At 54.0% G+C, this 5,147-nt stretch carries 4 protein-coding genes; all 4 read right to left on the bottom strand.

All coding sequences use genetic code 11. The annotated features are described in order from the left end of the window. Positions 1 to 165: 165 nt before the first annotated feature. Positions 166 to 1,317, bottom strand: coding sequence for a reverse transcriptase family protein (locus tag PDO_RS09800; protein WP_007601074.1), 1,152 nt, complete (start codon positions 1,315 to 1,317; stop codon positions 166 to 168). Positions 1,318 to 1,500: 183 nt separating this feature from the next. Further along, entirely contained in the window at positions 1,501 to 2,856 is a 1,356-nt protein-coding gene (locus tag PDO_RS09795) for a phosphoribosyltransferase-like protein (RefSeq protein ID WP_458574646.1), read from the bottom strand. Further along, positions 2,777 to 3,127, bottom strand: coding sequence for a poly-gamma-glutamate hydrolase family protein (locus PDO_RS29420; protein ID WP_081593160.1), 351 nt, complete (start codon positions 3,125 to 3,127; stop codon positions 2,777 to 2,779). Before PDO_RS29420 ends, PDO_RS09795 begins: the two co-directional genes overlap by 80 nt. Next, positions 3,019 to 5,147 (bottom strand): poly-gamma-glutamate hydrolase family protein (locus tag PDO_RS09790; protein ID WP_007601072.1); only part of this gene is annotated, 2,129 nt, incomplete at its 5' end. The genes PDO_RS09790 and PDO_RS29420, both read right to left, overlap by 109 nt.

Here is a 5,147-nt window from a genome sequence, read left to right as displayed (position 1 = left end):
ATATCACAACAGCCAGCGTCTTTCCGTGATCGTAGATCTCTTGAGCCGGATGCTTAGGCAGGCCTTGTTCGGAACTCGACCTGTCTGAAAAGATTCACGCCGCAATTCTCCAGCCGACATTCGTTCAGCGAGCCTTGGACGTTGGACGCGGTTCAAACTAGACACCTAGACGGGCCAATCGATCTTTTGGAACCGCTCTCTGCAAAGTGCCGCGTATTTCGGTTCGATCATTTTGGCAAAATCTATAAGACCCTTGATGTGAGCTTTCATACCCCAGACGGAGTCGAACTTTCGGTTAAACGCATGATCGACTGGCCCAAGCTTTTCCAAGAAGTACAGGTGTTGGCGAAGTCGATCTTTGAACTCTTTCGTCAGTCCGGGCTCCGCGCCATCAACCGTTAGCCCCGGCACCAACTTTCTTGCTGACGGCGGCACGATCGTGCTCTTTCTGGCATTGGGTCGATATCCCGGACGCGACAGAACGGAGTAAGCTTCGAATATCAGCTCTCTACATGGATCCCTACCAAGAGTAGGGTCGTGGGACGAAAAGGTCAGATCGTCGCTGTATCGGGTGTACTTCATACCAAATCGTGCCGCGACCTCAGAAAGCTCTTTGTCGCACTGACGCATTACAAGATTGGCGAGGAGAGGGCTGGTTGGCGCGCCCTGTGGCAAGTACCCTAAGTATCGATCGTTATAGGCGTAGATCGTATGGTTGGCTTTTTTGACTAGCCATTGCTTAAAATGTTGGCGCGGACTGTGCGCCGGCGTCCTTATGGTGCATATTCGTGCGAGTTCGAATGCTACGAGAGGGGTATATCCCATTCCTTGGAACGCGCGAAATACCTGGATCTCAGAAACAGATTCGAAGAAATCAGAAATGTCGAGTTTGATTAACCAAGCACTTCCGCAATGCACTTGAGCACATTTTTTGATCGAGCTTTTTCGCGAAAAAGCATGACTTGCTATGTGGGGCTTTACGTCTTGCAGGATATGGTTGTTGATCCAGCGCTGAACCGCCATCAGCTGCCGGTTCGGAACATGGATGAAGCGGCGGCCTCCTGATCGCTTTCGTATCGAGAAATTCTCGTATGGCATCGATGGCTCATTCTTATCGATCGACCGCCGTGACACAAACTCCCGCAACTCCCAGTAAGGTATGCCGCAGCGGACAGACAAATGGTTCAGCGACAGGATAGATGGCAGGGCGGGATCGGCGGTGATGAGCTTTTCGGACTGCAATATCGCGGCTTGAATGACAGTCTCGGAGAGCTGCTTTTCACGCGCTTCTAGTCGGTACCGGTGAGACGACCACATGCTGTTACTCCGATGCGTCGCCGCAGGCGACGAAGCGCTCTGCTGCCCAAGGCACACGCAGGAGACTTGCAGAGTGCTTCGTCTCCAGCCAAGCCTGAGCTTTATCACGAGGTGCAGGAAATCCTTGCCCCGACGGTTGCCTTGCGGCAACCGTAAGCAACTGACGTTGCTTGCTAACACTAATCAACATGTGGTCGGTCTCAACTGCTGAGGGTAGTAATAATCAGAGCCCCGATCAACAGAAGTTTGACTTTGTGCTCGGAATTTTCGTGCAGCGTCGAGCTCTGCCAAACCTCGTGGTGTCAAGCGCCGTTGTGGCGTTAGAAACTTCCACTTTATGCATCGTTCGATAATCCTCTCGCAGTCTTTGGTGCTCAGCCCGGTAGCAAAGCAAATCGTTGCTCGTTTCCTATGGCCTTTGGCGATTAGCGAGAGGACCAGCAGGATTACCTGGCCGGTCTCACCAGTCCGGGAGAGAGCACCAGATTTCGCGAGTTTGGTTTGACCTATGTCCATCAGCGTGGCGACAGAGTCGCCGCGGCCGATCTCAAGTGGGAAGACCGACGCGATCTCGCTGCTAATAGCTCGGTGCGGGAACAGGCCTGTCCAGTTCGGCGTTCCGTCCTTCATATCCCAAAGTATCGCGGGGGTGTTATTGGGGCATCCGTGCTCGAAGACAATGGAGCACATGCCTTGCTTGTAGCCAAACCACATGTTCTTGCGTCGCTTGAACACCCGCGCTCCATAGTCCCTGCAAAGTTTTCTGATCAGCTCCTTTTTCTCGAGGCTAAGTGGCAGCGTTTCGAATGACGTTGCATCGCGATGCACACAGATTGCAGGTGAGCACTTGAGGCGTTGCAAAGATCTTGTTCCGTGGTCAGTTGCTGAGTACGCGAGCACATTGAATCTGATGAGCTTCGTTGACCACCAGGATTTCAACGTTGGCTCTAGCCAAAGGCTATCCAGAAACGAGCGGACCCGACCTCCAGAACCCACAAAATCATCAACTACAAAGACCGCTCGACACCCACGGTCGCGCATTTCGTTGAGGGTGGGGTGATTGATGAACTTCGCCGGATTGCCTCTCGCCAACTGGCGGATCATGTGAGCAATGATGGCTTCACTGCCGAGATCAGCCGTTGCGCCGACTGAACTGATGCTTCGGCCATCCTCGCTCAGGCTCGCACAGCTATAAAGCGGCAGCACTTGCGGCATCATCCACGATTCTTCCGGAGAAAATTTTGGAAGTTCGCGCACTGCGAAAAGCGCAATTGGTCCTTCTACGTCAGCAGCAGCGCCTAAAACTAGCTTTTCAAGCTCTCTCCTGAATTCGGTGTGAGAGATAAGCGTCAACGAATTCGCCAACAGTATTGCGGTGCCCTGGTCTATGTCGTCGAACTGAGTAATCCACTGCTTGCCCTGTCCAGTGAGGACCAGCTTGCGCGCAAGAAAGTTCCCTTCATCCGTCACCTTGCAGCTCCCTAATCGGAGGCAGAACTGCACGTACGCATTTAACGAACGCTGCCCTAAAAGGGTCATCAGCAACGAGACGATCTCGTAGAGTGCGCGGGACCTCCAATTGAACACCAGCCAATGAGGTTCCGCGATTACAAATATTTCTGGGTTCGACGCCAGGCAGCCGATGCCCATCGCACTCGGACTTGAAGCCACCTCGTTCAAGCTCAGCTGCAATCTGAGCTCTCAACGCAAGGTTCCTCCCTCCGAGGAAGATTGTTTCTGGGTCGTCGCAATCCGAACGTCCGTGAATTCCAAGCGCCGTGTGTGTGTGTGAGAAAGAAGGTCGAGACACCGCTTTTCATCGAAATTCGTTGAGGTGATATGCAGCTCACGATGGTGGCGACCAGGTCGAAGGCCCGAGAAGATGTACATGGAGAGGTCCTCTCCGGCTATTGCTTGAGCCAACTCGGATGTGCCGGGCTCAATATGACCGCCATGGGGAGCAATCACGGCGACCATGGAGTCTCTGTTCACCACAGAGATCTGGTAGTCCACGTTCTCAATTTCCCGCGCTGAAAGCTCAGAAAAGCTGGGGTACCATTCCCCTGTTTCTGGTGGAGTCCATGTTTTGACAGGGCGTTCCTCCGCGGTTCGTGCTGTACGCATCTCGGACGTCACGTCCGCCCTGATTGGAGGTGAGTTAAATTCGGTAGGTTCCTGAGACGAGTGGGCCGCGCAGACGGCCGGGAGGTGGTAACCCGCTTCTACGCTTTCTTCGCGTGTCTCGACCTCGGATTGGCCAGCTGTTCCCAACGTTCCCGTATTTTTACAGGACTCGTTCAAAACGGCCCCCGTGTGGTCCATGAAGGGATAGCGTTTCACGCCATGCGCCTCAAGCTGGGCCGCAAAATCCTTCTCGGTCCCTTCGGGGATTGCGAGAAGAAACAAGTTGCGGGCGCGCGTTAGCGCAACGTAGCCAATACGCCCAAGCTCCGTCTTTGGACCGGCTACAAGCTCCCGGGCATGCTCCTTGCTGGCGACATACATCACTGCGTCGATGCTCTCACCCTTGACCCCGTGGACGGTATCAACTCTGAAGTGAGCGGCCGTCCCTCGGGTCGTCGATTGCTGCTCTGCGAGGGGGGATGCGGAAAGTCCGGCTTTAGATAGCCGGTTGCCCATATTTCCCGCGGCGGAAATTCCGGAGATCGTCGTTAGTTGTTCGAGCAGCTCCTTGGTCCGAGCGAGCAGTAAAGGCTGCCATTGGGTAGATGCGGGCAACGAAGCTGCGGGAAGGCCCGTTGTTTCGTCGCGGAGGAATTTCCAAAGGACCCGCCTCATCGCGCGTGCTTCTTGATCCGCGCCCGGTTTGCGTAGTTGGCCAGCCAGATCTGCAGGGGGCTTTTCGAGTAGGCCTAATACGGCTCGAATAAGCATGGTGAAGGCGGCGTCATAATTTTCAACGCGGTCTCGCAGGACTGCGGCTTGCGCAAAGTATTTCGCTGAGCCGCGACCCTGATCTGGTTCAGCACCTCTCCAGTGATTGACCCACTCGTTACCGCGACATAGGACGACTGAATTTTTCGGCGAAACGCCGGCAGCCTTCAGCATGGCGCCGAAAAGATCTAAAAGATCATCGCGCTTATCCTGTCGAAACGTCGTGAAAAACGCACCATTCAGTAGAGAGGGAGAAACCCGGTCTGGCTTGTCATCTCTGCCGGCGAGCGAGTTTGCAACATTCAAGATATCGGGGACGGAACGAAAATTGATGGTAAGTTCCTGAGCGTCAGTATCCTTTTGCAGGTGATATTTTGCTAGGAATCGACCGTCCGCTCCATTGAACTCGAAAATCCCCTGGTTCACATCGCCGACTAAGGTGATGGTGGATCCAGCGGCCGCTAGAATATCCAAGAGGGCTCCGTGCGAAGGCCCAATATCTTGTGCTTCATCGATGACGATCTGCGGGTACCGGCGCGCGAGCGCTCTGAGAATATGAGCCTGCTCGGTTAGAACTTTATAAGACCAATAGCGGCCGAACTCGTGTGTATAAGCGCCGACCTTTCCGAGCCTGCTAACCAGGGCGGTGGCAAGTTTGGTGTCGATCTTTGTTTTGCTGTTTTTGAATGAGCTAAAGAACTCCCAGTTCCCCCTATCGAATGTTGCCGAGAGTGTATGTGCGCTCTGGGGAAACTTGCCAAGATTGATTGTGAAGCCCCCCATGAAAGGTTCACTTCCGTGCACTAGAAACGGTGCTGTTTTGCATCCCATCGAATGATGTCCGTGCGGCCTCAGCACATTGGTAGTGAAAAAGCTGTCAAAGGTGGCGATCTCAACGCGGTTCTGCTTTTGGGCCGCGATAGCTGATTTTTGCG

The sequence above is a fragment of the Rhizobium sp. PDO1-076 genome (assembly GCF_000247475.1).
Taxonomy (GTDB): domain Bacteria; phylum Pseudomonadota; class Alphaproteobacteria; order Rhizobiales; family Rhizobiaceae; genus Allorhizobium.
The sequence above is the reverse complement of the archived record's forward strand: the minus strand, read 5'-3'. Positions and strand labels throughout refer to the sequence as shown.

Excerpts from the sequence above, each read along its gene's own strand:
- PDO_RS09800 (WP_007601074.1), bottom strand. The coding sequence starts at position 1,317 with ATGTGGTCGTCTCACCGGTACCGACTAGAAGCGCGTGAAAAGCAGCTC.
- PDO_RS09795 (WP_458574646.1), bottom strand. The coding sequence starts at position 2,856 with ATGACCCTTTTAGGGCAGCGTTCGTTAAATGCGTACGTGCAGTTCTGC.